Source organism: Nonomuraea sp. NPDC050153 (assembly GCF_044460125.1).
GTDB lineage: Bacteria > Actinomycetota > Actinomycetes > Streptosporangiales > Streptosporangiaceae > Nonomuraea.
Genome location: NZ_JBITJQ010000007.1, coordinates 130,477 through 153,566 on the forward strand (window position 1 = coordinate 130,477; position 23,090 = coordinate 153,566).

Consider the following 23,090-nt stretch of genomic DNA (forward strand, 5'->3'; position numbering starts at 1 on the left):
TCGTGGTCCGATATGTCGCCCAACGTGTCGGGCAGAGCATCCTGGCGATCTTCCTGACCGTCTCCACAGTCTTCGTCCTCGTACGGCTGGCGCCGGGGGATCCGGCGGCCGCCTACGCCAGCCCCCTGGCCACCACGGCGGAGCTCGAACGCATCCGCGTCCAGTTCGGCCTGGACAAACCGCTGATACAGCAGTACGGAATCTTCGTTCGTGACCTGTTCAGCGGCAACCTGGGCACGTCCTTCTCCTTCCAGGCCCCCGCCCTGGACGTCGTCCTCAGCCGGATGCCGTACACCGTCATGCTCGCCGTGTCCTCCATCCTGTTCGCCGCGGTCGTGGCCATCCCGCTCGGCGTCTGGATGGCGCGGCACGCCGACACCGCCCGCGAGCTGGGGGCCAACGTCGCCATGATCGCCGGCCAGTCGATGCCGGAGTTCTGGAGCGGCATCATGCTCCTGACCATCTTCGCGGTGCTCGTCCCCGTGCTGCCGGCATCCGGTTTCACCAGTTGGGGCGGCCTGGTGCTGCCGACCGTGACGGTCGGCATCCTGCAGATCGCGCTGATCTCCCGCTTGGTACGCCGGGAGATGGGGACCGGCTTCGCGGCTCCCTACCTGACGATCGCCCGCTCCCGCGGCATCTCCGAACGCGGCCTGACCTGGCGCTACGCCATGGGCAACTCGGCCGTCCCGGTGGTGACCGCGCTCGGCACCCGGTTCGCCGCCATGCTCAACGGCGTGGTGGTGGTCGAGGTCGTCTTCGCCTGGCCGGGTGTCGGATCGCTCGTCGTACGCGCGCTGGAGACCAGGGACTACCCGCTGATCCAGGCGACCGTACTGGTCACGGCCATCCTGACGGTGGCCGTCCAACTCCTCATCGATCTGACCTACCCGCTGCTCGACCCGCGGGTACGACTCGGGAAGGCGGTGGCCTCATGACCGCCATGGAGGCCGGCCCCGCCGACGGCTTCAGGGGCCAGGACATCCCGGAGCCCTCCGCGCGGCCCAGCGCGGTGACCGCCAAGGATCTCGCGCGATCCGCGGCGGTCCGCCGCCGCAAGGGCGCGCGGCTGAAGCTGTGGGTCGGCTCGGTGTGCGCGGCCCTGGTCGTCGTGCCCGTCGCCCTGGCCAATGTGCTGCCGATCCCCGGGCCGGACGAGCAGAGCCTCGGCCTGCGCCGCCTGCCACCGCTGACCGGCGGGCACCTGTTCGGAACCGACCAGCTCGGCAGGGACCTCCTCTCCCGGGTCCTGCACGGCGGCCAGGTCTCGCTCACCGTCGGGGTGCTGGCCATCCTCGTGTCCGGCCTCATCGGCCTCGTCGCCGGCGCCGCGGCCGGATTCTTCGGAGGCTGGGTCGACACCGTGGTCTCCCGCCTGCTGGAAGCCCAGCTCTCGCTGCCGCTGCTGTTGATGCTGCTGCTGGTCGTCGCGCTCTTCGGCCCCTCCATCCCGGTCATCACCTTCGTGATCGCGATCGCGCAGTGGCCGGAGGTGGCCCGCCTGACCCGTTCCCTGGTGCTCGTCGAGCGGGAGAAACCCTATGTGGCCGCGGCCCGGGTGCTCGGCCTGCGCCGCGTCACCACTTTGCTCCGGCACGTGCTGCCCAACGTCGTCAAGCAGGCCACACTCGTGATCCTGCTGCTGCTGGCCCAGGCCGTGCTGCTGGAGAGCGCGCTGAGCTACCTCGGCGCCGGTCCGCAGCGCCCGTTCGCCACCTGGGGCCGCATCATCTCCGACGGCCAGGACTACATCACGACGTCGTGGTGGCTGGTCACGCTGCCCGGACTGGTCATCGTGCTGCTCGTCGTCGGCGTCAACCTGCTCGGAGACGGGCTTCGGGACCGCGTCCGCAGGCGGAAAGGGAAGGTGAGCCGAGCATGACAGCCGAGTTCGACGAGGCCGATCGTCCCCTGCTGGAGGTCGAAGACCTGCAGATCGAGCTGATCACCGAAGCCGGCATCGTCCGCGCGGTCGACGGCGTCAGCTTCCTCATCCGCCAGGGCGAAACCGTGACGATCATCGGCGAGTCGGGATCGGGCAAGTCCACCACGGCCATGGGCATCCTGCGGCTGCTGCCCGCGGAGCTGGCGGTCCTGTCCGGCAAGGCCCGGTTCCAGGGAGTCGACGTCATCGCCGACCCGCGCGCGGTGCGCAGTGTGCGCGGGCGGACCGTCTCGCTCATCCCGCAGGACCCGATGACGGCGCTCAGCCCCGTCCACACCATCGGGCAGCAGCTCCGTGAGGCCGTGCGGCTGCGGCACCGCGGCCTGTCCAAGTCGGAGATCATCGCGCGATCCGTCGACCTGCTGGCCAAGATGCACATCCCCGATCCGGAGTCCCAGCTCCGCAAATATCCGCATCAACTGTCGGGAGGCATGCTGCAGCGCGTGCTCATCGCGCTCGCGCTCGCCGGGTCGCCCGTCCTGCTCGTCGCCGACGAGCCGACCTCCGCCCTGGACGTCACCGTCCAGGCCGGCATCCTCGACCTGCTGCTCGAAGTGCAGGAGAACACCGGCATCGGCATCCTCATGATCACCCACGACATCGGCGTGGCCCGGCTCGTCTCCGACCGCATCCATGTCATGAAGGACGGGCGATTCGTCGAGTCCGGCGAGGCCGAACAGATCGTCGACGAGCCCCGCAACCCGTACACCAGGAAATTGCTGACGGCGGTCCCACGGCTCGGCCCGTGGGACGAGGACGGTGAGTCCCCGGAGGCGACCCCCGACGACGGGTCGCCCGCCGACCCGGTGGCACTGGGAGGATCCCGATGACCGACGACGCGTTCCTCGAGGTCGACGGCCTCGTCGTGGACTATCCCGTCGCCCACGGCGTGTTCCGCGCGGTCGACGACGTCAGCTTCACCGTACGGCGGGGTGGCACCCTGGCCATCGTGGGGGAGTCGGGCTGCGGCAAGTCCACGATCGCCCGGTCGATCGTACGGCTGGTCAAGCCCACCGCGGGCCGCATCGTGGTGGGCGGCACCGACATCGCGGGGCTGAGCGAGAAGCAGCTGCGCCCGATGCGCACCCAGGTACAGATGATCTTCCAGGACCCGTACGGATCGCTCGACCCGCACCTGTCGGCGGAGGAGATCGTCGCGGAACCGCTGCGAGTGCGCGGAATGCGCGACAGACGCGCGCGGGCCAAGGAGGCGGCCAGGCTCATCGACCTGGTGGGCCTGCCCGCCACGGCCCTGGAGCGCCGCCCGCCGGAGTTCTCCGGCGGCCAGCGCCAGCGCATCGGCATCGCCAGAGCCCTGGCCTCCAAGCCCGATCTGCTGGTCTGCGACGAGGCGACGAGCGCTCTGGACGTGTCCGTCCAGGCCCAGGTCCTCGCCCTGTTGATGAAGATCCAGGCCGAGACCGGCCTCACCTATGTCGTGATCTCCCACAACCTCGGTGTGGTCAGGGAGATCAGCGAGGACATCATCGTCATGAGCAAAGGGTGCCTGGTCGAGTCCGGCCCGACCCGGAAGGTGCTGGCCGCGCCGGCCCACCCCTACACCCGCGCCCTCCGCAGGGCCGCGCTGGACCCGGCCGCGATCCGCGCACGCAAGCCGCGCGATGTGGTGCGGGCCCCGTCCACCAAGCAGTCCCCAGGAACACCCGTTCAGCGAGGAACCGACCGATGACAACTTCCGTACCGGCGATCTCCGTACCGGCGGCGACACCGTCCGGGGCGCGCATCGGCCTGTCCCGGCTGGTGCTGGGCACCATGACGTTCGGCGACACGGCCGACGCGAAAGAGGCCGCGCGCATGCTGGACGCGGCGCTCGACGCCGGAATCACCGGGGTGGACACCGCGAACGTCTACGCGGGCGGCGCGACCGAGTCCATCCTCGGACCGCTGCTCGCCACCCGGCGCTGCCGGGTCGTCCTCGCCACCAAGGCCGGCATGCCCCATCCGGACGCGGGCGATGACGCGCCGTTGTCCGCCAAGGCGTTGCGGGCGAGCCTCGAAGGCAGCCTGCGCCGCCTGCAGGTCGACCACGTCGACCTGTTCTACCTGCACCAGCCTGACCGCCGCACGCCGCTGGCCGAGACCCTCGGCGCCGTCGCCGAGTTCGTCGCCGAGGGCAAGATCGGCGCGCTCGGCGTCTCCAACTACGCGGCCTGGCAGATCGCCGAGCTCAACCACACCGCCGACGCCGTCGGCGCGCCGCGCCCGGTCGTCGCCCAGCAGCTCTACAACCTCCTTGCCCGCAGGGTGGAGGAGGAATACCTGGAGTTCGCGCAGAGCACCGGCCTGACGACCATGGTCTACAACCCGCTCGGCGGGGGCCTGCTCACCGGCCGGCACACCTTCGAGCAGGACCCTTCCGCCGGCCGTTTCGGCGACTCCAAGCTCGCCCCCATGTACCGGCAGCGGTACTGGAACCCGGCGCTGTTCGAGGCCGTCACCGCCCTCGGCGCGATCGCCGCGCAGTCGGGCATCCCCCTCGTCGAGCTGTCCCTGCGGTGGTTGCTCCATCGCGACGGCGTGGGGGCGCTCCTGCTGGGCGGTTCCAAGGTCGAACACCTGCGCGCGAACATCGCCACCGCCGCGGCAGGACCGCTTCCCGAGGACGTCGTGGCAGCCTGTGACCGCGTGGGCGCGACGCTGCGCGGCCCCATGCCCGCCTACAACCGATGAGAGCCGACCACCGAGGAGAAGGCCAGCCGTGAGCATCACCGACTTCACCGCCAGGATCCGCGCCAGGGAACCCGCACTGGGCTACTGGTCCGTGCTCGATTCGCCCGTGTCCACGGAGCGCATCGCGCGCCTCGGGTACGACTACGTGTGCCTGGACGCCCAGCACGGACTGCTGGGCTACTCGGGGCTGCTGAGCGGCCTGACCGCGATCGACGCGGGCGGCGTGTCCGCGGGCCTGGTCAGGGTCGAGGCGAACAACCCCGGCCACATCGGCCGCGCCCTCGACGCGGGCGCCGCGGGCGTCATCGTGCCTCTCATCGACACCGCCGACGACGCCGCGGCGGCCGTCTCCGCGACCCGCTATCCGCCGAACGGGCGCCGCTCGTACGGTCCGATGCGCTCCGCGCTCCGCATCGGACCGCGCCCCGCGGACAGCGACGCCACCGTGCTGGCCCTCGCCATGATCGAGACGGCACAGGGGCTGGCGAACATCGACGCGATCTGCGCCACCCCCGGCCTGGACGGCGTCTACGTCGGCCCGTCCGACCTGTGCCTGGCCCTCGGCGGCGCCTTCCCCGGGGACCCCGCCATCGCCGCCCAGTTCGAGGACGCGCTGGTCACGGTGCGCGAAGCGGCCAGGTCCGCCGGTATCGCCGCCGGCATCCACACCCCCGACGGCGGGACCGCCGCCAAGCGCCTGGCCGAGGGATACACCTTCGCCACCATCGCCTCCGACCTCGTCCACCTCGAACAGGTCGCCAAGTCCCACCTGACCGACGCCCGAGCCCAGTCTCGCCAAGGAGAGCAGTGAGCCAGTCCCAGACCTCCGTTCCCGATCACCTGCCGATGGACGGTCTGATCCGCGTTCGCGACGACGATCAGGACCGCCACGACGCGTACCTGATCGCGCCCGCCGTGCAGAACCACGCGGCCAACCTCATGTCGCTGAACGACGGTGATCTCGGCTGCGTGTGGTTCGGCGGCACGCAGGAAGGCGTCTCGGACATCTCCATCTGGTTCTCCCGGCTGCGGAAGGGCGCGGACACCTGGTCCACGCCCACGCGGCTGTCCGACGACATGACGCGTTCCGAACAGAACCCGGTCCTGTTCCCCACGCCCGCCGGAGAGCTGTGGCTGCTGTACACCGCCCAGCACGCCGGCAACCAGGACACCGCCGAGGTCCGCCGCCGCATCTCGCGGGACGACGGTCACACCTGGGGACCTGTCGACACCCTCTTCCCCGCCACGAGCCGCGGCGGCGTCTTCGTCCGGCAGCCCGTGCTCGTGCTGCCCTCCGGCCGGTGGCTGCTGCCCGTCTTCAACTGCGTCACCACACCGGGCAAGCGCTGGGTCGGCGACCGTGACACCAGCTCCCTGATGATCTCCGACGACGAGGGACGAACCTGGCGCGAACAGCTCGTCCCCGAAAGCACCGGCTGCGTCCACATGAACGTCCATCTGCTGACCGACGGCACGCTGCTCGCGCTGTTCCGCAGCCGCTGGGCGGATTCGATCTACGCGAGCCGGTCGGAGGACGAGGGTCTGACCTGGAGCGCTCCCGCCGCCACCGAACTGCCCAACAACAACTCCTCCATCCAGTACGTCACACTGCGTGACGGCCGGCTCGCGCTGGTGTTCAACGCCAGCAGCGCGGCCGACGCCACCGAGCGGAGAGTCTCCCTGTACGACGAGGTCGACGATGACGGCCTCGCCGAGACCCCGGCGACCCCGGCGACCCCGGCGAGTCCGGCCGAAGAAGCGCCGGCACCCGCCGGGAGCGATGAGCGGACCGCGTTCTGGGGCGCTCCGCGTGCGCCCATGACCCTCGCGCTGTCCGACGACGGAGGGCGCACGTGGCCGATCCGCCGCGATCTGGAGACAGGCGACGGCTACTGCCTGACCAACAACTCCCGCGACGGTCTCAACCGGGAGTACTCCTACCCGTCCATCCAGGAAACCGCCGACGGCGACCTGCACATCGCCTTCACCTACCACCGCCGCGTCATCAAGTACGTACGCGTACGGCCCGAGTGGGCCGCCCGCGCCGCAGGTGTCTGACGTGTCGACGGATACCACGCCGGACGCGGAGGAATCGCGGCACGCGGTGGTGACCGGGGCCAGCTCCGGCATCGGCCGGGCCGTCGCCGCACGCCTGCTCCGCGAGGGCTGGAAGGTCACCGGGATGAGCCGTACCCGCCCTCCGGAGCACCACCAGGACGCCCCGGCCTACTCGTGGATCCAGGCCGACCTGACCGACCTCGACCAGCTGGCCGGCGCGTCGGCCGCGGTGGGCGCCGTCGACGCCGTCGTTCACGCGGCCGGCCTGCAACGCTCCGCCCCGCTCGGACGCCTCTCGGCGCCGGACGGCGCCCTCATGTGGCGGGTCCACGTCGAGGCCGCGACCGTTCTGGTGAACGCCCTCGCCGACGCGATCCGCCCCGGCGGCCGCGTCGTACTGATCGGGAGCCGCACGATGGCGGGCGTGGCGGGCAAGAGCCAGTACGCGGCGACCAAGGCCGCGCTCGTGGGCTTGTCCCGGTCCTGGGCCATGGAACTGGCCCCGCGGGGCATCACCGTCAACGTGGTTGCCCCCGGCCCGACGGACACCCCCATGCTGCGCGATCCCGGACGTGCCGCCACGCCGCCACGGGTGCCGCCGCTGGGCCGGTTCATCAGACCCGAGGAGGTCGCGGGACTGACGGCCTTCCTCCTCGGCCCGGAAGGAGGCTCGGTCACCGGCCAGCACCTGGTGATGTGCGGCGGCGCGTCCCTGTGAGCCGGCGGCCCCGGCTCCCTGGGCCGGGGCGATCCCCGCAGCCGGTCCCGGGCGTCGACGGTGGCCTGGTTTCGTAGCCATGATCCCAAGCGGCGCGCAGGTCGCGTGCGGGCGGATAGCATGCCGGATGCCCTCGATGAACCTGCGTCGCTCAGTCCGCGCGGTCGTCCTCGACGAGGACGACCGCATCCTGTTGTGTCGCCACGCCATTCCGAAGCCGACCGGCACGTTGGTCGTGTGGGCGGCTCCCGGTGGAGGCATCGAGCGCGGCGAGACGCCGCTTGCCGCGCTGCGCCGCGAACTCCATGAAGAGGTGGGGCTGACGGTCGATTCCGACCCGCCCCATGTGTGGCACCAGCAGGTTGTCGACCCCGGGCCCGCGCCAGGCTACGACGGCGTGGTCAATGACTATTTCCTTGTCCGCACCCCGTCGTTCCAGCCCCGCGGGGCGATGTCCGACGACAGGCTCGCCGCTGAGAACATCGGCGGCTTCCGCTGGTGGGGGCTGGGAGACATCGCCGCCTACCGTGGTTCTGAGGTGTTCTCACCGCGCGACCTGGCGACACCCCTGACCGCGCTGATCGCCGGCGGGGCTCCGGCCAGACCGGTGCAGCTCGGTCTGTAGGCCGTCCGACCGGGCCCTCCTGGCGTCCGGCAGGGCATTGTGCGCCCAGCTGGTGTGGAGGAGAACCGACGAATGGCTCCGCAGCGGGGACCGGACGATCAACATGCGGGGGCTGGACGGCGCTCTGGTGTTCCTGTGCCCCGACGTCATCGGAGGTCCGGACCTGATGCCCTCGGACGAGCGGATGGTCGAGGAGGATGCCGACTACGTCGCCGCGAGCAACGCCGCCTGCCGTGACCCGTGGCCCAGGACGCGGGCCCGCAAGCAGGGGACTGCCGCGTACTTCACGTCCGAAGGCGGCGGCTATCACCTCGCCGACGACGTGGACCCGGACAACGAGTACGGAGTCGAGCGGGACCACGGCGGGTTGCTCACGGGCGAGGAGACCGGCGTGGGCATCGAAACGATCAGGCAGTTGAACGTCTGCGTGACCGTCAAGGCGTTCGACAAGGCCCCGCCGCTGCGGCTCAGGGGGTGGCAGGAAGTGGCCGAGGTGGGAGTCACCAGCCGCAGCGGCCGTCTGATGGTGCCGGCCCTGGGACCGGGCGGCGAGGAGGGGGCCGGGCGGACCCTGCCCAACGTGGCGATCAAGGGGCCGGGGCACTACCGGGTGCGGGTGTACGCGCGGGCCGACGAGGCCGCCGTCACCATGCTGCCCGCCGAGTGGCATCTGATCGTGGTCTATCCCGGACGGTCCAAGAAGGAGGTCGTCCATCGGTCTCGTGGCTGACGCGGAACCGAGGTGACCCGCTTCCACTACGCACGAGCCGGAAGCTGCCCGCCCGTCCTGCTCCTGCCCGGTAGCGGCGGGTGGAAGCTCACGTTCCAGGCGAGTCCGTCAAGGAACCGGATGATCTCGCCGCACAAGGTCTCGGGTTGCCGGATGTAAGGCATGTGACCCACGCCGGGCAGAACTATGGACGACATCCGGGGCGCGCACCGAGAGATGCGCTCGCCTGTCTCTGGAGGGATGGACCGGTCCTCCTCCCCCCAGATCTGCAGCACCGGCAGCGTCCGTGTGAGCTCCGCCAGCGGCCCGGCCGGCGGGCGAGCGTCCAGTTCCGGCCGAGCCGCGTCGGAGGCTGCCACCGCGAGGCGCCGATGGGGGAGCTGCCCGTGCCCTGCCACCGGCCCTCCGAGCTCCGGGAGCGGCGGACGACGGTCTTCGGTGTCCCGGGGACGGCCACCCGCCGCGATGAGGTGGCGCGCCGCGAGGTCGCGTCGTACGAGGGGTGGTGAGCGTCGTCGAGCGGGGGTGCGAGTGCCGGAAATGACGCTCAAAGCCCGAACCCGGGGTTCGAGGGGGACCCGGGCCCGAGCAGGCTACTTCGCTGCCGTCTGTCTGGCGTGACCGGGATCAGGTCGGCGCGGGTTCCGGCCGGGCCTCCGCCCGCGCGATGCGCGCCTTGACGTCGCGGAAGTGCAACCGCATCGCCTCCCGGGCGGCCTCGGGGTCCCGAGCGCGGAGCGCCGCCACGATCCGGCGGTGGTTGACGGCGATCTCGGCGCTCCGCTCCTCCGGCGGGCCGAGCGTCGGCTCGACCTCGTGGTAGACGTCCCAGAACAGGCCGATCAGCTGCAGGACCAGTTCGTTGCCGCAGGAGTCGTACAGCAGCGCGTGGAACGCCCGATCGGCTTCCCGGTCCCGGTCCATGCCATTGGCCAGCGCCTCCAACGCGGCGAGCCGGGGAGCGCTGGTGCTCTGAGCCACCTGGCCGATCAGCCCGGTCTCCAGCAGCTCGCGGACCTCGACCAGATCGTGCAGCGCGCGGATCCCGCCCGGCCCCGAACGCACCCGGAAGGCGAACGACGGGGTCAGCGCGTCGAGCGGCGCGTGCCCGACGAACGTCCCATGACCGTGCCGGATCTCGACGATGCCCAACGCCTGCAGGGCCCGCACGGCCTCGCGGACGCTGTTGCGGCTCGTCCCGAGCAGCTCCATCAGTTGCACTTCGGTCGGCATCGGGGACCCGGGGGTCAGTCCGCGCTCATGGATCAGGGCGACGATGCGCTCCTGAAGCGACGCGCCGTCGCGTGTAGGCATGCCACCTCCAAGCTCGTCGAAGACCTTACGTAAAACATCCCACCTCTTCGTCCCGGAAGGCCAGCCGGGGCAGGAAAGTTTACGCCGCCGACACAGACGGCCCACCGGACGGCCATGGCCAGTTCGCGCACTGGCCCTGGACATAGGACGTTCGATGCCTACCAATCGGACGGCGGGGCCTTGAGGCGCCGCTGGACGTGCTCGTCGCCGTGGGGGCTGATCGCCTGAACGCGCACGGCACCGCGGTGATCCGGCGCGAGGTTCCCGCGGTCATCGGGATCAGGGTGGCTGGCGGGCGGCGACGCGTGGTGGTACGCGGCGATGCGGCGGCACCCCGAGTCCGGTGGCCGTACGACTCGGGTCGACGCCTCGCTCGCCGTACGGCTCAGGCCACCGGCCCGGGCACAGTTGCCCGAGCTCTTCCCCGGGGGAGCAGCGGGTATCCACAGGACGTAGGACGTCGTTCGCCGCCCGTTGATCCCGGCGGGCAGCGGATACCGTCAAGGCACGGCGATGACGCCCCCGGGGTCCGTGAGCGCCATCGCCAAGCGGCTCGTGCCGCCTCAGCTGACCTGATCGAACGGCAGCCGCAGCCCGAGCCGACCGCCGATCGGGAGGTTCCGCTGCCGGATCAGGTCCAGCTCGGTGCCGGTGAGGGCGCGCCGGTAGACGCGTACCTCGTCCAGCGTCCCGCGGAAGCGGTCCACGCCGTCCAGCCGCTGCCCGATGTGGATTCCCTCGATCCCGAACTCCTTGCCGAGGGTCACCGAACCGGCCGGCGCCGCCGCCGACGAGACCTGCACGCCGTCCACCAGGAGCCGGAGCTCGCCACGTACCCGCTGGAGCGCCACGAAGTGCCACTGCCCGTCGTTGTACGCGCTGGGCGACTGCACGGTCACGTTGAACCGGTCGACGGAGAGGACCGCCCGGATGCGGTTGCTGGCCGGTTCGGCCCGCAGCCACAGTGCCGGCGGGTTGGTGCCCCTGTTCACCCGGTGGAACCAGAGGATCGCGTGCGAGCCGGCCTGCTCCGAATACCGGATCCAGGAGGTCAGCGTGAAGTCCTTCGCGCCGAGGTCGACGGAGTCGTTGAACGCCACCTCCACCCGGTCGTCCACCCGGTCCAGGGCCAGCCCGTTGCCGAACCGCCCGTCGGTGGTCTGCGCACCGCCGCGGACATACGCCTGGTTGCGGTACGGCGACTTGTCCGGCGTCGTCGGGCCGGGCGCCGGGGGGCCGGGGATGCCGGGCGGGGTGCCGTTCGGCGTCTCCAGGTACGCCTCGTTGAACCGCGCGAACCGGATCTGCTCGTACGGCGTGATGTTGCCGGCCTCGTACATCAGGGCCGCCTCGTCACCGTCCAGACGCACCATGTCCGAGTACGCCGACGGTCCCCAGGAGAAGACCTTGCCCTCATCCCATGTCTCGAAGCGTCGCCCCTCGTCGTAGGATGACCGGATCCCCATCGCTTCCCGGGCGCCCGGGTGCATCGGCGAGGAGAAGAGGATGCGCCCGTCGCCGAACCGCAGCAGCGACGCCTGGACGTCGGTCGTCGCCGGCGACGGCATGGTGCGGAACGGGGCCTCCCATGTCTCGCCGCCGTCGCTGCTGGTCGCGTACGCCCGGCTGCCCTCGTCGGTGCCGCGCTCGCGGGCCGAGGCGTAGATCCGCCCGTCGGTCAGCTCGACGACGGTGACCTCCTGGGCGATGACCGTGCCGTCATCGCGGGACGTCTCGGCGCCGATGTTCCAGGTCACCCCGCTGTCGTCGCTGTAGAGCAGGTGCGTGCCGTAGACGTGCTTGCCGACCCGGTCCCAGCTTTCGAAACTCGCCCCGACGACCAGCCTGCCCGCGTGCGGGCCGAGCTTGAGCTGGATGCCGTGCATCGGGCCGGTGGCGTACCAGAAGTTCCACTCCGGACGCTTGCCCTCGGTCATCTCCCTGGCGGCGGACCAGGTCGCCCCGTGGTCGTCGCTGAACTGCACCCAGGGGTCGCGGTCACAGCCGTTCGGGCACGGCTCCGGACCGTTGTGGGTGCTCACCAGCACGACCCGCCCGGTGCGCTCGTCAACGATCGGCACCGGGTTGCCGTGGGTCGTGCCGTTGCCCTCCGAGACCACCTGCAGCGGCCCCCAGGTCCGCCCGCCGTCGGCGGAATGGCGCAGCACCAGGTCGATGTCCTCGTCGTCGCCGCAGTCCTTCACCCGTCCCTCGGCGAACGCCAGGAGCACGCCGTTCGTGGCCCGCACCACGGCGGGGATCCGGAAGCAGCCGTATCCGAAGTCGCCCTGTTTGTAGAGCACCTGCTCGTCCACGAACGGTGCGGCCTCGGCCGTCGCGCCGGCCTCGGAGGTTGCCGCCGGCGCCGCGCTCGCCGGCGCGGCGAACGCGCTGACGAGTAAGCCCGCGAGCACCACTACGGCGCCCGCCCGGCGGCGCCGGGAGCGGCGCCCGGTACGGCCCTCCGGGGGGTGACCATCGTGCATGTCCTCGCCCTTCCTGACAGGAGAAGATTACGAGGAGACATCCTACGTCCAACGTCCCATGTTAAATAGATGATGAACGTAGAATGTTCACCAGAGGGCGATTGTGTTGCCCGGCTTCGAACGCAGTCTTCTGAGGGCTCCGGACGCACCGTCGACGGCGGCGATCAGGCGAAGCCGACGCTGCCGGGAAGGGACGAGTCGCACACTGCGCTCGGTGCCTACGCGCTGATGCCGGACCTCACTGCGCCAGGACGCGCGATCACCGGTTCCGACCGGTTGATGGTGTCGTGGCAGTTGAAGGGTGGGATGGGGTTCAGAGCCGGGTTGCGGCCTTCGATCCTGGACGGCGGTGGCCGGGTTGTCGTCGCCGGCCTTGTCGACCCGGTAGCGGGAGAGCCAGGACGCGGAGGGCTCGGTCCTGGTGCCGATACCGGTGACCTCCGGGCGGATGCGTAAGTCGCACCCGCAACGCGGACAGCGGCCCGTCGCCCACACCGACAAGACCCTGGCCGGCTGCGTGGACAACACCGCCGGACCCTACGATCCGGCCGGGCAACCGTGCACCGCCTCGTTCCTGAGGTGCCTGAAGTGCCCATGCGCGCGAGCGCTGCCGCACCGCGAGCCCATCCCCAGCTGCCCGACCTGCTCGACCAGCCACCAGAGGGTGCTGTCGGCGCGGCACGGCAGCCGCCACGACCGCCGATCACCGGCTGGCGGAGCGCCTGCCGCTCCGGCCCTCACGACAGTTGAACAGGCGAGCCCACCAGTACCAAGGCCGAAGTGGACCTCACATCGGCGAAGGCATCGTGCGTGGACGCAGGACCATGAGTGAGCCTTCCAAGGTCGCCACCATGGCAAAGGGAAACCGGTCGACCTCAAGACAGAGCGCAACGTCATCGGGATGGACTCCTTGACGCACCCCCTCCGCCAGTTCGGCGGCGGCGCGCGACTCGGCAGCGCGGCGGAGGAACTCGGCAGCATCCGTCCCGGCCTCGGTGATCCTCCGGGCGATGTATTGAGCACACGCCAGATCTTCATCGGCCTGCCCGTCCTCGCCAGTGACCACGAACGTGACACTGTCACTCTTGCGCGTCCGCAAGAGCTGAGCCGTTGCCTCCGCCACCACGAAGCCGGCGCACAACACCAGCGGCGCCTCCTTGACCGCAAGGGCGCCGACCGTCCCTGCCGTGGTTTTCTGCACAACGGTCCGTCCGCCAAGATCAATAGACCGCAGCAGGCCCGGCGAGTTGACGGTGTCGAATCCGGGCGCGGGCGGACCGTCTTTGAGCGCCACCCAGTCCGGGTGGCGAGCCTTGAGCGCCAGGGCGTCGTCCAGCGACTCAGCAAGAACGATCTTTTCCGCCCCCTGGGCAAAGGCCCAGGCGGCCACGGTGAAAGCACGCATGACGTCGACCACGACCGCCACGGACGGGGCTTCGACGAGATCGGCGATACCAAGGAAACGTGCGTCCATTCCGGTCATGCTCGCACATACCCGACCCAGCCGCGACCGGCCGGATGTTGTTCGCGCTCCCGCTGTTCGTCGCCTCCGGAACGTGCCCGTTGGGTAACCATGTGATCGCGATGCGTGTTAGCCTCTTGGCGGCTTTTGTCCCCAAACGTAAGGCGATAAGGACTATGCGGAAGAAACTGGTAGCCGCTGCACTGATGACGGGAATCGTGGGCACGCTCGTCAGTGGCGTACCCGCGGCCAGCGCAGCCACCAGCGCCGACGCGAAGCTGAGGTGTGTCACCCACACGACGTGGGTCAAGGGCAACACGCGCTACCTGAAGGTGAGGAACGGCTGCGGCAGGACCGTCAAGGTCAACCTGATCCAGACCGGGCCCGACTCCGGCTATAAGCCGATCAAGGACGGGAAGACGCGCACCTGGGAAGGGGGCAGTGCGCGCAAGCCCTGCGGCCTCAGGATCTACTACAAGGGCACGCGCTACTACAACAAGCTCTGGGACCCGAAGTGGGGCATTTGCTAACCAGGAGATCGGCGGGCCGCCTGGGAACCGCGCGACAGCCGCTGGTTTGAGGCTCTCCGCCGGAAACGGGTGATCGGACCTCGTCATCATCCAGAGGACCCGAGCAACCTGGCCCTGCGACGGTCCGGCAACCTGCCCTGACAGGAAAGGTGCCACTGCCAGGATCGATAGACCTGAGGACCGGTGTAGTCCATCCGGTGATTGTGGTACCACAGGGTCGCCGCCCGCTGCTCCATCGCGTACACGTACTCCCTGCCGCCGCCGACGGCCCCGCCCCTGGCAGGGATCACGTCGGTCGGGTAGCCGTCGTGTTCGGGGGCGGTCCTGCCGCCGTGGAGGTGTACGGAGACCGGCACCGGCAGCTCGTTGCGGTGGGTGACCACCGTACGACGGCCGCGGCGTGACACGACGGTCGGCCCGGGGAAGAGGCCCTCGTACCCCCAGATCTCCGTCCGCAGCCCAGGCAGGATCTCGACCTTTGCCGCTTTCTGGGTGATCTCGTAGTAGTCGGTGCCGGCGTCCTCGCGCACGGGCTGGAGGACCGGCGGGACGGGCAGCGCGACGGTGAACGGGTCAGGAAGGGGCGCCTCGCTGTTGAGCAGCGCCCCGCCACTGCCCTCCTCGCTGTTGTTCGCCCCTCCCGACCCGATCAACGACCCTCCTCCTCCGCCGCCCGAGCAGGCGCTCAGGCCGGCGGGCAGGACGAGCGCGGCGGCACCGAGCGTGAGCAGCCCACGTCTGGACAGCATCAACGCACTCCGCGCAGCCGCTGCAGCAGCAGCGCGAGCAAGCCACAGGCCGCGCCCCACAGCAGGTTGGTGATGAGGATGGACACACTGCCGTAGACCACGGCGGGGCCGCCGCGCAGCGCCAGGCCGCTGGTCGCGACGGCGACGACGCCGTAGAGAAGACCGGCGAGCACGAGCGTCAGCACAGGCCTGCGCACCCGGGTCAGCCCGACGATGAGGGTCCAGGCCAGCGAGATCGCGACCGTCAAGATGATCGGCGTCGCGGGCTTTCCGAGCGCGTCCGACATACCCACCAGGGAAAACAGCGGCCGGATGAGCGCGATGGCCGCCAGGCCGATGATGAGCAGCCAGTTGAGCGAATGAAGAAAGGACTCCGGAGGCCGGTGGTTCGAGGTCATGCGGTCGAACGTACGAACACATGATCTCGCGGCGCGTCGCGCCTCAAGCGTCATTTCGCGACCCGTTTGTACGTCGAGAAGCGACATCTGCGCGGTCCGGTCCGACCCGCCGCGGGTCAAGCCGCAGACCAGGACGGGACAGGTGAGACCTATCAGAGCAGGACGGATCGCATGCTCCAGCACGGACGGTCCCAGGACGCTGACGGCGTCCCGGATTGGGTGTTCCTGACCCTCGTCGCCTGTGGGCAGACGTTCGCGATCTCGCTCATCATCGCGGTCGGCGCTCCGAGCAGCGGCTACAGCGGGTGGGGCGCGTACGCCTTCGCGTGCGGGTTCGGCGCCGTGCTGCTCGCGCACCGAGCCGCCCCCTTGGGGGTGCTCGCGGTGACCATCACCGGCATCTTCGCCTACTACGCCGTGGACCATCCGCCGATCGGCATGGCCGTCCCCGCGGCCGCGGCGCTCTACTTCGCCGCCGAACGCAGGAACGTCTGGTGGCCGGTGGGCGCAGGCCTGGTACTGCTCGCCGTGTCCGCCTACTTCCGAGCGGTCAACGAGCACGAGCCAGGCGACGTCCTCTCCTACGACCTGCTGACCAACGCCGCGCTGATCGGCTGCGCGATCGCGCTCGCCTCGACCGTGCGAAGCCGCCACCAGCTGCGCGAACAGCAGGAACGCATCATCACGCTGGAACGCGAACGAGAACGCGACCGCGCCGAACGCACCATGCAGGAGGAGCGCATCCGCATCGCCCGCGACCTGCACGACACGATCGGGCACGCCCTGGCCATCGTCACCGTGCACGCCAACGTCGCCCGCGAGGCCGTCGGACGCGACGACGACACGGTCTCCCGATCGCTGTCCAACGTGACCGACGCCACCACGCGATCCCTGCGCGAACTCCGCTCCACCGTGTCCATGCTGCACTCCCCGGCGCGGACGGACCGCGTGCCCCACACGATGGAAGGCATCCAGACCATCATCGAGACCGCCCGGCAGGCCGGCCTCACGACGCGCGCCGAGCTGGCCGCCGAGCCGGCGCGTGTGCCGCCCACGATCGCCACCGCCGCCCACCGCATCGCCCAGGAGGCCGTGACCAACGTGATCAAGCACGCCGGCGCGACCACGCTCACCATCACGACCAGGATCGAGGACGACGCGCTCCACCTGACCATCGGCGACGACGGCAGGGCGCCGAGCGGGCCGAGCGCGGGCGGGCACGGCATCGCAGGGATGCGCGAGCGCGCGGCTCTCCTGGGAGGCACGCTGACCACCACCAGCTCGCCGGCGTCCGGCACCACCGTGACCGCCCGGCTGCCACTGACCCGGGAGCCCCGTACATGATCAGGATCGTCATCGCCGAGGACGAGCCGCTGCTGCGCTCGGGCCTGCGCGCGCTGGCCGAACACGACGGCGACATCGCCGTCGTGGCCGAGGCCGGCGACGGCCGCGGCGCGGTCGACGCGGTACGCGAGCACCGGCCCGACATCGTGCTCATGGACATCCGCATGCCGGTGCTCAACGGCATCGCCGCCACCGGCCGCATCGTCGGCGACCCTCACCTCGACGGCGTCCGGATCATCGTGCTGACCACGTTCGACGAGGACGCGAACGTCTTCGACGCGCTCGCCTCGGGCGCCTCCGGATACCTCCTGAAGGACATCGCGCCGCGGGACCTGCGCAACGCCATCCGCCTCGTGGCCGACGGCCAGTCTCTCCTGGCGCCGTCGATCACCGAGAAGGTCATGCGCGCCGCCGCCTCGGCGCACACGCGAACCAGGCCGGAGCTGGTCGAAGGCCTGTCCGTACGCGAACGCGAGGTCCTGGCCGCGATCGGGCGCGGCCTGAACAACCGGGAGATCGCGGCCGAGCTCTTCATCAGCCCCGACACCGCACGCACCTACGTCAGCCGGCTGCTCACCAAGCTCCCCGCCAGGGACCGCACCCAACTGGCCATCATCGCCCACCGGAGCGGCCTGGCGGGGCACGGGTGAGGCGTGATGAAAGACGACGGCATCAAGAAGCGCCGGACGGTACCTGTGGTGGCTGGTCACGGCTGTCTTGGGAGGTCGAGGCCGTGCCGGCGGGCCTGGCTGAGCGCCTCCTCGTAGCCGGCGTCGGCGTAACGGGCGACGCCGAGAGCAGGGTCCGCCCAGAAGACGCGGCGTATCTTGCGTTCGGCCAGCGCGCTGCCGTCGGCGACGACCACCTGGCCGCTGTGGACGCTGCGGCCGACGCCGACGCCGCCGCCGTTGCCGACGGCCACCCAGGTCGCGCCTTGGGCGGTGTTGAGCAGGGCGCTGAGGATCGGCCAGTCGGCGATGGCGTCGCTGCCGTCGCGCATGCCTTCCGTCTCTCTGGTCGGTGAGGCGACCGAGGCAGGGTCCATGTGGTCGCGGCCGAGCGCGAGCGGGCCGATCTCGCCCCTCCGTACCAGGTCGTTGAGGCGCAGGCCGACGGCGTGGCGCTCGCCGAGGCCGAGCCAGCAGATTCGCGCGGGCAGCCCCTGCGGGGTGACGCGCTTCCTGGCCAGCGCGAACCAGCGTTCCAGGCCGGGGGTCCCCGCGACCTCCAGGACGGCTTCCTCGCTGCGCCGCAGGTCGGCGGGGTCGCCGCTGAGGCAGATCCAGCGGTAGGGGCCGACGCCCCTGGCCAGGATGGGCCTGACGTACTCGGCCACGAAACCGGGGATCTCGGCGGCCCTTTCCGCGCCGGCGGCGACGGCCTGGGCACGCAGGTTGTTGCCGTACTCGAAGACGATCGTGCCCCGCTCGCGCAGCGCCAGCAGCGCGGCCGCGTGCGCTTTCAGCGTGGCCTGTACGGCGGAGCGGTAGGCGGGAGAGGAGGGGTCCTCCGCCTGTGCCTGTTCGACGTCGTAGCCGAGCGGGATGTAGCCGCGGTCCAGGTCGTGCGCGGCGGTCTGGTCGGTGGCGACGTCGACGGCGATCCCGTCGGCCACCAGCCTGGGCAGGACGTCGGCGATGTTGCCGATCAGGGCGATGGCGGCCGGGTCCGCGGATCCGGTGAGGTCGGCCACCGCGGCGGCGTAGTCGGGGGCTATGCGGTCGACCCAGCCGGTCGCGAGCCGCCGTTCCACCCGGTCGCGGTCGACGTCGGCCAGGAGCGCCCGCCCTCCGAGGTTGGCGATGGCCAGGCCCTGGGCGCCGCCCATCCCGCCGAGCCCCGCGGTGACCACGCGGCGTCCGGTGAGCGTACCGTCGAAGTGGCGGCGGGCGATGGCCGCGAGGGTTTCGTGGGTGAAGCCGAGGATGCCCTGCGTACCGATGTAGAACCAGGACGCCGCGGTCATCTGGCCGTACATGGTCAGGCCGGCTTCCTCCAGGCGGCGGAACTCCTCTGCCCCTGACCAGGCGGGGACGACCATCGCGGTGGAGATCAGGACGCGTGGCGCGTCCGGGTGGGTGGGCAGGACCAGGACCGGCCTGCCGGACTGGACGAGGAGCGTCTCGTCGGGGCCGAGCCGTTCGAGGGCGGCGACGATCGCGTCGACATCGGCCCAGGAGCGGGCTGCCCGCCCTTGCCCGCCGTACACGATCAGCCGGGCGGAGTCCTCGGCCACCGCCGGGTCGAGCGTGTTGAGCAGGCAGCGCAGCACGCCCTCCTGCTCCCAGCCCTTGCAGCGCAGAATGTCGCCTCGGGGCGCAGGCTCCCCCGTCCTCTTGATTGCATCCATGGATGCAAAGTAATGTCCCGGCCATGATTGCGGAACCCCCGGAGCAGCATTCCGTGCACCCCAGGGCGCTGGCCGACGAGATCGCCTTCCGGCTGCGGGCCGAGATCCTCGACGGCAAGCTGCCGCGCGGGGCGCGTCTCCAGCATGAGGAGCTCGCGGTCAGGTTCGGCGTCAGCCGTACCCCGATCAGAGAGGCGCTCCGCCAGCTCAAGGCGATGAACCTGGTTGTGGTGGCGCCCAACAGGGGCGCCACGGTGCGCGTGCCGTCCAGGACCGAGGTGGCCGACGTGTACGAGTTGCGTGCCGACCTGGAGGGGCTCGCCTGCGAGCTGGCCTGCGCCCGCGCCGCTGAGAAGGATCTGGACGAGCTCGATCGGGCGCAGTCTCGGCTGACCGAGGCGGTCGCCGCTGCCGAGCACCTCGACGAGGCGGAGCTGGACGCGGCCGTCGCCACCTGGAACACGGCCTTCCACCACTGCGTGCACCGGGCGTCGGGCAACCGCCGGCTGGTGGAGACCATCGAGGAGCTACGGGCGTTCTTTCCCCGCGACTCCGTCTGGCGAGCGCTGGGCCATGATCAGGCGGCGCTGACGACGATGAACGTCACCGAGCACGAGACGATCGCCGCGGCACTGCGCGCACGCGACGCGACGCTCGCCCGCAGGGCCATGCGCGATCATGTCCGGAACGCGGGCGAGATCCTCCTCGCCTACCTCGACAGCCAGCGGTTCTGGTCATGAGAGCCCTCGTCGTCGGTGGCGGCACCATGGCCGCGGGGATCGCCGCCTGCCTGTCGGCGGCCGGCATCGACACCGTGGTCCAGGTCAGACGGGCCTCGGTGGTGGACGAGGTGCGCGCCGAGATCGCCCGCAGGGGCGCCGGACGGCCGGTCTCCGTGGTGGCCGGCGAACCGGGCGGTCCATTCACGCTCGCGGTGGAGTCGATCGCCGAGGACGCCGGGGCCAAGCGCGACGTGCTCGCCCGCGCCGAGGCGCTCCTGGCCGAGGACGGGATCGTGACGACCAACACCTCCTCGCTGCGCCTGGCCGACCTGACAGGCGAGCTGGCCCGCCCTGAACGGTTCGCCGGCTGGCACTGGTTCAATCCCGCCGAGCTCGTCCCGCTGGTGGAGGTGGTCGGGGGGCCGCGGACCGCGCCGGAGACGCTGGAGCGCCTCACGGCGCTGTCCGAGCGGGTCGGCAAGCGGCCGGTGACGGTACGGCGGGACGTACCCGGGTTCATCGCCAACCGGCTGCAGTACGCGCTGCTGCGGGAGGCGTACGCGCTGGTCGAGGCGGGGGTCTGCGACGTCGCCGACGTCGATCGGGCCGTCGTCGACGGCCTCGGACCCAGGTGGGCGGCGATCGGACCGTTCACCACCATGGACGCGGCGGGGCTGGAGGTCCACGAGGCCGTCGCCGGGCAGCTGTTTCCCGTGCTTTCCCGGCAGACGGACGTTCCTGAGCTGCTGCAGCAGGCCCGTGAACGAGGGGAGACCGGGATGAAGGGCGGAGCCGGACTCTGCGGGACATATGGACCGGACGCGGTGCGGCAGCTCACCCGCCGCCGCGACGCGATCCTGGCCCTGCTCACCGAGGCCCCGGCCAACGAGGCCCCGGTCAACGAGGCCCCGGTCAACGATGAGGGGGGATCCCGGTGACCGAGGCGCCGCTGGTGCTGGGGGAGGGGCCGCTGCGGCCGGAGGACGTGGTGTCCGTCGCCTACGGCAGGCGGATCGTGCTCGGTCGGGCGGCGAGGGAGCGGATGCTGGCCTCGCGCGCCGTACTGGAGGGCGCCCTCGCGCGCGGCGACGCGGTCTACGGGTTGACCACCGGCGTCGGGGCGATCAAGACCATCTCGGTGGCACCGGAGGCGCAGGCGGAGTTCCAGGTCAGGCTGTTGCGCGCGCACCGGGTCGGACACGGCGAGCTCGCGCCGCCCCCGTTCGTGCGGGCGGTGATGGCGGTCCGCGCCGCGGGCCTGGCCGTCGGCGTGGCGGGTGTGCGGCCGGACCTGGCCGAGGCGTTCTGCACGGCGCTGGACAGTCCGGTCACACCCCGCGTCCACCAGCTCGGGTCGATCGGCCAGGCCGATCTCAGCCAGCTGGCCGAGATCGGCCTGGCCCTCATCGGCTACGGCGAGGACGGCGCCGCGCTGGCCGCCACGGGTTACTCGCCGATCGTGCTCCAGCCGCGCGAGGCGCACGCCATCGTCTGCGCCAACTCCTACTCCATGGGCGTCGCATGTCTGGGCCTGCATCGCGCCGACCTGGCACTGCGCGCGCTGGATGTGTCCGCCGCCACCTCCCTGGAGGCGCTCTGCGGCAACGTCGACGCCATGCACCCCGCGGTCGCCGCCGTCCGCCCGCACCGCGGCGTGGCCGAGACCGTCGAACGCCTGCACAAGCTGCTGCGTGGCGGCGGGCTGCTGACCGGGGCCCGGCGCCCGCGGATGCTCCAGGATCCGCTGGCGTTCAAGGTGGTGCCGCAGACCCACGGCGCCGCGCGGGCCGCACTCGGGCACTGCCGCGACAACCTCGAAGTCGAGCTCGCCTCCTCAGGAGACAGCCCCATCGTCCTGGCCGAGGAGGACCGGGCCATCTCCACCGGCAACCATGACATCACCCCGGTGGCCATCGGCTTGGACTACGCGCGGCTCGGTCTCGCCCAGGCGGTCACGATCGCGGGCGAGCGGGTGCAGAAGCTGCTCGACGGCTCCTTCACCGGGCTGACCACCGGGCTGCGGCCGGACCCCGGCTCTCCCGACGACGGCCTGGCGATCGTCGCCAACGGCGCCGCCAGCCTGGCCGCGGAGGCCCGGCTGCTGGCCCAGCCGGTCACCCTCGAACAGCCGACCAGCGGCATCGCCGCCGGCATCGAAGACCGCATCACCAACGCGCCCACTGCCGCGCGCCGCCTGCACGACATGGCCGGCCTGGCCATCCGGCTCGCCGCCGTCGAACTGATCTGCGCCGCCCAGGCCATCGACCTGCGCGGCATCACCGGTGAGCTCGGCGAGGGAACGCTGCGGGCCTACCAGGCCACCCGCAGGTCGATCCCGGTCGCCACCCCGGAAGCCGCCGACGGCGACATCGACGCGCTCCAAAGCTGGCTCACGAGCGACGAGCTGCCCTGATACGACCGAGAACGGAGCACGATGTACCTGACACCCGCAGAATGCGCCGAACGCGCCGGCCGCGCCGCGGCCGACTTCGACACCGGCACGCTGTCAAGGGAAGGACCGGGCTCCTACCTCCTGCTCTGGGAGGACGAGCAGTCGGTTGCCTGGCTCAACACCTGGTGGGAGAGCCGGGACACCGGCTACCACGACCACGACGGCTCCGCGGTCGGCATCTACGTCCTGGAGGGCAGGGTCACCAACGAGGGGCTGCCGATCGACGGCGTGCGCCGCGTGCGCGCCTACGGCGCCGGCGAGTCGTTCTCGCTCCCCGGTTCGGGCATTCACCGGATGGATCACGAGGCGGGGGCGATCACGATCCACGTCTACTCGCCGCCGCTACGCGCCATCGGCTACTACGACGTGGTCGACGGGCTGCTGCAGCGGACGCCGGGCCCGCCCGACGAGGGCTCACCACCCAGCCCGAACCTCCTGGAATCGCTCACATTTACCCAGAATTAACATGCTCTGAAGTGAAAGACCCCTTTCAGTCGGAATTCTAAGTGAATCTTT

24 protein-coding genes are annotated in these 23,090 nt (G+C 70.9%); 18 read left to right on the forward strand and 6 right to left on the reverse strand.

What is annotated here, in order from left to right:
• Positions 1-2 precede the first annotated feature (2 nt).
• The 11 genes from ACIBQ1_RS19895 (at position 3) to ACIBQ1_RS19945 (ending at position 9,276) form a co-directional block, all read left to right on the forward strand.
• Positions 3-938: an ABC transporter permease gene (locus ACIBQ1_RS19895; RefSeq protein ID WP_397279324.1), complete on the forward strand. Its 936-nt coding sequence runs from the start codon at positions 3-5 to the stop codon at positions 936-938.
• Complete coding sequence (locus ACIBQ1_RS19900; RefSeq protein WP_397279325.1) at positions 935-1,882, forward strand: ABC transporter permease; 948 nt, start codon at positions 935-937, stop codon at positions 1,880-1,882. Before ACIBQ1_RS19895 ends, ACIBQ1_RS19900 begins: the two co-directional genes overlap by 4 nt.
• Entirely contained in the window at positions 1,879-2,775 is an 897-nt protein-coding gene (locus ACIBQ1_RS19905; protein WP_397279327.1) for an ABC transporter ATP-binding protein, read from the forward strand. Before ACIBQ1_RS19900 ends, ACIBQ1_RS19905 begins: the two co-directional genes overlap by 4 nt.
• A complete protein-coding gene (locus ACIBQ1_RS19910) occupies positions 2,772-3,635 on the forward strand; it encodes an ATP-binding cassette domain-containing protein (RefSeq protein WP_397279328.1) in 864 nt (287 codons plus the stop codon). The genes ACIBQ1_RS19905 and ACIBQ1_RS19910 overlap by 4 nt, the downstream gene beginning before the upstream one ends.
• On the forward strand, positions 3,632-4,636 hold the full coding sequence (locus ACIBQ1_RS19915) for an aldo/keto reductase (protein WP_397279329.1): 1,005 nt from the start codon (positions 3,632-3,634) through the stop codon (positions 4,634-4,636). The genes ACIBQ1_RS19910 and ACIBQ1_RS19915 overlap by 4 nt, the downstream gene beginning before the upstream one ends.
• 28 nt (positions 4,637-4,664) lie before the next feature.
• Positions 4,665-5,447 (forward strand): HpcH/HpaI aldolase/citrate lyase family protein, encoded by a 783-nt coding sequence (locus ACIBQ1_RS19920; RefSeq protein WP_397279330.1) that lies wholly within the window; start codon positions 4,665-4,667, stop codon positions 5,445-5,447.
• On the forward strand, positions 5,444-6,694 hold the full coding sequence (locus ACIBQ1_RS19925; protein ID WP_397279332.1) for an exo-alpha-sialidase: 1,251 nt from the start codon (positions 5,444-5,446) through the stop codon (positions 6,692-6,694). Before ACIBQ1_RS19920 ends, ACIBQ1_RS19925 begins: the two co-directional genes overlap by 4 nt.
• Position 6,695: 1 nt before the next feature.
• Positions 6,696-7,412, forward strand: a complete 717-nt coding sequence (locus ACIBQ1_RS19930; protein ID WP_397279334.1) for an SDR family NAD(P)-dependent oxidoreductase — start codon at positions 6,696-6,698, stop codon at positions 7,410-7,412.
• A 136-nt stretch (positions 7,413-7,548) separates the two neighbouring features.
• Positions 7,549-8,037 (forward strand): NUDIX hydrolase, encoded by a 489-nt coding sequence (locus ACIBQ1_RS19935; protein WP_397279336.1) that lies wholly within the window; start codon positions 7,549-7,551, stop codon positions 8,035-8,037.
• Positions 8,038-8,089: 52 nt separating this feature from the next.
• Positions 8,090-8,767, forward strand: coding sequence for a hypothetical protein (locus ACIBQ1_RS19940; protein WP_397279338.1), 678 nt, complete (start codon positions 8,090-8,092; stop codon positions 8,765-8,767).
• A gap of 371 nt (positions 8,768-9,138) precedes the next feature.
• Complete coding sequence (locus ACIBQ1_RS19945; RefSeq protein ID WP_397279340.1) at positions 9,139-9,276, forward strand: hypothetical protein; 138 nt, start codon at positions 9,139-9,141, stop codon at positions 9,274-9,276.
• Between the two features lie 118 nt (positions 9,277-9,394).
• Here the strand turns inward: ACIBQ1_RS19945 and ACIBQ1_RS19950 are convergent, their stop codons facing one another.
• The 3 genes from ACIBQ1_RS19950 to ACIBQ1_RS19960 all read right to left on the reverse strand — a co-directional run bounded on the left by ACIBQ1_RS19950 (position 9,395) and on the right by ACIBQ1_RS19960 (position 14,050).
• Positions 9,395-10,081, reverse strand: a complete 687-nt coding sequence (locus ACIBQ1_RS19950; RefSeq protein ID WP_397279341.1) for a FadR/GntR family transcriptional regulator — start codon at positions 10,079-10,081, stop codon at positions 9,395-9,397.
• 563 nt (positions 10,082-10,644) lie between these two features.
• Positions 10,645-12,567: an exo-alpha-sialidase gene (locus ACIBQ1_RS19955; protein ID WP_397279343.1), complete on the reverse strand. Its 1,923-nt coding sequence runs from the start codon at positions 12,565-12,567 to the stop codon at positions 10,645-10,647.
• A 787-nt stretch (positions 12,568-13,354) separates the two neighbouring features.
• Positions 13,355-14,050 carry a 2-phosphosulfolactate phosphatase gene (locus ACIBQ1_RS19960; RefSeq protein ID WP_397279345.1) on the reverse strand — a complete coding sequence of 232 codons (696 nt, stop codon included), beginning with the start codon at positions 14,048-14,050 and terminating at the stop codon, positions 13,355-13,357.
• Positions 14,051-14,235: 185 nt separating this feature from the next.
• Between ACIBQ1_RS19960 and ACIBQ1_RS19965 the strand changes: the two genes are divergently transcribed.
• Positions 14,236-14,559, forward strand: coding sequence for a hypothetical protein (locus ACIBQ1_RS19965; protein ID WP_397279346.1), 324 nt, complete (start codon positions 14,236-14,238; stop codon positions 14,557-14,559).
• 86 nt (positions 14,560-14,645) lie between these two features.
• Here the strand turns inward: ACIBQ1_RS19965 and ACIBQ1_RS19970 are convergent, their stop codons facing one another.
• Entirely contained in the window at positions 14,646-15,308 is a 663-nt protein-coding gene (locus tag ACIBQ1_RS19970; RefSeq protein WP_397279348.1) for a multicopper oxidase family protein, read from the reverse strand.
• Positions 15,308-15,706: a hypothetical protein gene (locus tag ACIBQ1_RS19975; protein ID WP_397279350.1), complete on the reverse strand. Its 399-nt coding sequence runs from the start codon at positions 15,704-15,706 to the stop codon at positions 15,308-15,310. The genes ACIBQ1_RS19970 and ACIBQ1_RS19975 overlap by 1 nt, the downstream gene beginning before the upstream one ends.
• Positions 15,707-15,877: 171 nt before the next feature.
• Here ACIBQ1_RS19975 and ACIBQ1_RS19980 point away from each other — a divergent pair, with 171 nt between their 5' ends.
• Positions 15,878-17,050 carry a sensor histidine kinase gene (locus ACIBQ1_RS19980; protein WP_397279352.1) on the forward strand — a complete coding sequence of 391 codons (1,173 nt, stop codon included), beginning with the start codon at positions 15,878-15,880 and terminating at the stop codon, positions 17,048-17,050.
• Positions 17,047-17,700, forward strand: coding sequence for a response regulator (locus ACIBQ1_RS19985; protein ID WP_397279354.1), 654 nt, complete (start codon positions 17,047-17,049; stop codon positions 17,698-17,700). Before ACIBQ1_RS19980 ends, ACIBQ1_RS19985 begins: the two co-directional genes overlap by 4 nt.
• A 56-nt stretch (positions 17,701-17,756) precedes the next feature.
• Here the strand turns inward: ACIBQ1_RS19985 and ACIBQ1_RS19990 are convergent, their stop codons facing one another.
• A complete protein-coding gene (locus ACIBQ1_RS19990; RefSeq protein WP_397279356.1) occupies positions 17,757-19,400 on the reverse strand; it encodes a urocanate hydratase in 1,644 nt (547 codons plus the stop codon).
• Between the two features lie 23 nt (positions 19,401-19,423).
• Between ACIBQ1_RS19990 and ACIBQ1_RS19995 the strand changes: the two genes are divergently transcribed.
• From ACIBQ1_RS19995 to ACIBQ1_RS20010, 4 genes are read left to right on the forward strand one after another with little or no spacing between them, the layout of a single operon-like run.
• A complete protein-coding gene (locus ACIBQ1_RS19995; protein WP_397279357.1) occupies positions 19,424-20,140 on the forward strand; it encodes a GntR family transcriptional regulator in 717 nt (238 codons plus the stop codon).
• Positions 20,137-21,060: a 3-hydroxyacyl-CoA dehydrogenase family protein gene (locus ACIBQ1_RS20000; RefSeq protein ID WP_397279359.1), complete on the forward strand. Its 924-nt coding sequence runs from the start codon at positions 20,137-20,139 to the stop codon at positions 21,058-21,060. Before ACIBQ1_RS19995 ends, ACIBQ1_RS20000 begins: the two co-directional genes overlap by 4 nt.
• Positions 21,057-22,535, forward strand: a complete 1,479-nt coding sequence (locus tag ACIBQ1_RS20005; RefSeq protein ID WP_397279361.1) for an aromatic amino acid lyase — start codon at positions 21,057-21,059, stop codon at positions 22,533-22,535. The genes ACIBQ1_RS20000 and ACIBQ1_RS20005 overlap by 4 nt, the downstream gene beginning before the upstream one ends.
• 21 nt (positions 22,536-22,556) lie before the next feature.
• Positions 22,557-23,039, forward strand: a complete 483-nt coding sequence (locus ACIBQ1_RS20010) for a hypothetical protein (protein ID WP_397279363.1) — start codon at positions 22,557-22,559, stop codon at positions 23,037-23,039.
• The last annotated feature ends 51 nt before the right edge of the window (positions 23,040-23,090 follow it).